The 507-nt window shown below is 57.8% G+C and carries 1 protein-coding gene; it reads left to right on the forward strand.

Annotated features, from left to right (window positions below; translation table 11 throughout):
- Positions 1–68 precede the first annotated feature (68 nt).
- On the forward strand, positions 69–507 hold a 439-nt coding region (locus ACI3K3_RS25830), incomplete at its 3' end, for an ATP-binding protein (RefSeq protein WP_404918987.1).

The raw sequence follows: 507 nt of genomic DNA on the forward strand, positions 1-507 counted from the left end.
TGCTTGCATTCGGCAGACGCCAGTCACTCGATCTGCGTACTCTCGACGTCAACGCGCTGGTTTGCAGCATGAATGAATTGCTGGATCGAACGCTTGGCGAGCAAACCGTTCTCGAAACCCATTTGAATCCGGAACTGTGGGCCGCGTCCTCTGATGCGAACCAGTTGGAAAGCGCCTTGCTCAACCTGTGCATCAATGCTCGCGATGCAATGCCCAGCGGCGGCAAGCTCGTCGTGGAAACGGACAATGTGCACCTCGACGAGCATTACGCCATCGACCATCCGGGTCTGGCGCCAGGCGATTACGTGGTTCTCAGTGTCAGCGATACCGGGATCGGCATGTCGGCCTCTACCCTCGAGAAGGTTTTCGAGCCTTTCTTTACCACGAAGCCGGTCGGCCAGGGTACCGGCCTTGGCCTGTCGATGATCTACGGGTTTGCCAGGCAGTCCGGCGGACATGTGCACATCTACAGCGAGCTGGGAGTTGGGACGTCCGTCAAATTCTTCA

It is taken from the genome of Novosphingobium sp. ZW T3_23, from assembly GCF_044987305.1.
Lineage (GTDB): Bacteria > Pseudomonadota > Alphaproteobacteria > Sphingomonadales > Sphingomonadaceae > Novosphingobium.